This is a genomic window from Vibrio sp. 10N.222.52.C12, from assembly GCF_041474215.1.
In the GTDB taxonomy this organism is placed as follows: domain Bacteria; phylum Pseudomonadota; class Gammaproteobacteria; order Enterobacterales; family Vibrionaceae; genus Vibrio; species Vibrio crassostreae_C.
The window spans coordinates 1-2982 of sequence record NZ_JBFRTR010000237.1 but is presented as its reverse complement, the minus strand read 5'-3'; the positions used below and the strand labels follow the sequence as shown (position 1 = coordinate 2982).

The following is a 2982-nucleotide window of genomic DNA, read 5'->3' as shown; positions in this document are numbered from 1 at the left end:
ATATACCCGATATATATGATGATATATTTCTCGTTAAGTACTTGTTGTAATTTACTGATAATGACGTATAGTTCGAGTTACTGAATAAAAGTTGAGACAAACTAATATCTCCAATACTATTATCATTTTCACTATCAAATTTTGTGTAAGATACACTTAAGTTATAAATCCCCACATCAAAATTATAAAAACTAGATCCATCGTCAAATAATCCTGTTACTGCCGATATTCTGGACACTTCCCCTAAAGATAAGTGACCACCAACATAATTATAATTATCTTCCCCTGTAATAAACGAACCTGCACCCAGTGCAAAAAAATCCGTAACTTGATAGCTCAATTTCCCATTGGTGAACATTGGACTTTCATAATTATCATAAGCAAAGTTGATGGATTTCTGGTCAAAATCGTCCTCTAGTCCCGTATTCGTCAGGTCTCTTGATAAATAACCGGCTGTAATATGATAATCTAGTTCGCCGGTTTTAATCGACGAAGAGCTTGTATTGACTATCAACCTATCTTCTGTGTAAAACTCTTCACTGCCATCAAATATTCGAATTGTCGCAGTATAAGTACCAAATGGTAGCTCGTTATAGTCAAAGTATTCTTGCCCTGCATCCACATTACGACTTAATAGAACACGGCCTCTATCATCATTAATTTCTAGTCGACCAGATCTTGAAATGTTCAAATATACTCGTCTAGAATTAGAAGATGATTTTTTTACTAGCTCTCTCGTCGATCCAATCGACAACATGTAACCAGAAGTTTTGCTGCCATTTTCTAAAAACTGAGTACTATTCCAAGGGCGTTCTTGGTATTTATACCCGACAGAGAAACGAGTATTACCACCAACATAGTTATACGATGAGTCATCCGAACTGAAACCATTGACATCACTAAAGTTTAGATCATTATGCAAATAGCCATACTTGCCAAAACCTGCATAATTTTCATGTTGATAAGAATAAGACGATGTATAATCAGTGTTGTCGCTATAAGAACCAGATAGATTCAAACCATGTGACATAATGATCGCGTTTTGATCGATCTCTTCTTTTACAAATTTTATTTCTGACTCTTCTATTATCTCAGTTAAGAATTGTGAGTTAACATGAATAATCAATGATTGGCTATCTGGAACATAAACAAAATCATATAAATCAGGTAGTAGACCACATTCACTTCGATAACCTTTACAATCTAGGCTCGATTCAACCCCATTTACCAGTGTTGTTGCCATCGCATCGCTAACATCTTTCTCAATACCAAGTTCATTCGCCAATGCTTGTGCTACAAGTTGTTTTTGTGAAGTGGGAATTCTTACTTCATCACCCGAGATGAAAGCTTCCGAATAGAATAATTTGTTCTTATCAGCCGAGAGAATTAGTGGCATTCTTATCAACTTCTCTTCAAACATATCTTCAAATCCATCTGGAATATTTGCGACGGATTTTGAACTATATATTATGGCCAAGAAAAATATGATAATTAAGTTTAAACCAAACCAAAGTCTAATAAACATTATAGTTGAAGCTCCACATTGAACGTAATACGACCATTGCAATCTAATGGCTCATCACTCGGTATATTTTTATTTGTCACTAATTCAAATTCATTGGTAGAGTTTTCATATTCAGTATTTTTAATATTATTAAATTCAAAGTTTGGTATATCTGAAATATCAGAGTAATGTTTTCTATCGATATAGAGATCGATAAAATCATCATACATAGTCTCACCGCTATCGTTGAGAACACATTTAGAAGTGAACTCTGATATGTTATAACTGTATTCAAACGAATCCCCAGTGCTTGTTGGTATATTCGTTCTAATATAAGAATAAAAACGCCCATTTAGAAAGGTTTCGTTCTCACTATCATACTTCAGTGCAATAAACTCATCAGATAAATCTACATTTATAGAATAGTCATACAAATTCGCTCTATTTATTTTTGTATTTACTGGAAATGAATAGCTTTCATAGCCAAAGCTATTGAAACTAAAAATAACAAGCAATAATAGAAAGAAATAATTTATATAGATATTCATTTTCATCAGCCTCGAAAAACAAGGCACTTAATTAATTAAGTGCCTATCAAATAATGAGATTGTTTCTTATGGCAAAGTTGCAATCATATCAACGTTAACGATAACTTCTGTACCAGCAATATCATCTGGAGTTGAGTGTGCTGTATCGTTAGCAACATACAGTTGAACCGTATCGCCTGCTGAAAGTTGAGTTGAAGCTAAGTAGTCAGCTGCAGTAAGCTCCGTCGCTGAAATGTTATCGCCGACGACAATGTTAGACTGTACTTCACTCATTGAAGCTGGAAGCACATTTACTTGTGATACCGTCCAGTTAGCTGGAGTTAAAGCCCCAAGCACAGCCCCCGTGTAGTCATGCGCTTCCAAAACAACTGGTTTAGTCGTTGCGAACGTACCGTCAGCGTTCACCTGTAACGTACCAACAAAAGAAGCAGGGTCTTCACTACCGCCCGCACCAGTAACAAGGATGTCACCGTTGGATACAAAACCAGGAACAAAGCCGCTGAATACTACAGAACCAATAGAGGTATCGCCAGGTGCAGCAAAAGCCGGAACAACAGTAATTGCAGACAATAATGTAATGAGTGTTAATTTTTTCATTTTATTTCCTTTAATATAATATAAGCATTGCGTTAGCCTCTTGCTAAACAACAGGCATATAATATTAAAATAACTACGCTTTAGGTTAGCACGTTGAAATTATTTATAGTTAAATATGCCTAGTCGATATATCGCCGACTAGTTCATTTATCTAGGGAATAAGATCTGTACAATAAATACTTTCAGTTACACTAAATTGGATATCATAATAACCATTATCAAACTTTGAGAAAGGTGTTTCAATTGGATATGAGAAGGGGTAACGCTGGTGACTATCTGAGTTATAAAAATGAGCATCATAACTATTTTATTATATTGCTTTATATAATATCT

The 2982-nt window shown here is 34.8% G+C and carries 3 protein-coding genes; all 3 read right to left on the bottom strand.

What is annotated here, in order from left to right; translation table 11 throughout:
* The coding region (locus AB4623_RS24070; protein ID WP_372147531.1) for a TcfC E-set like domain-containing protein at positions 1-1525 on the bottom strand (1525 nt) is incomplete at its 3' end.
* Entirely contained in the window at positions 1525-2058 is a 534-nt protein-coding gene (locus AB4623_RS24065; protein WP_372147529.1) for a hypothetical protein, read from the bottom strand. The genes AB4623_RS24065 and AB4623_RS24070, both read right to left, overlap by 1 nt.
* Positions 2059-2118: 60 nt before the next feature.
* Positions 2119-2649: a hypothetical protein gene (locus AB4623_RS24060; protein WP_102427976.1), complete on the bottom strand. Its 531-nt coding sequence runs from the start codon at positions 2647-2649 to the stop codon at positions 2119-2121.
* Positions 2650-2982: the final 333 nt, after the last annotated feature.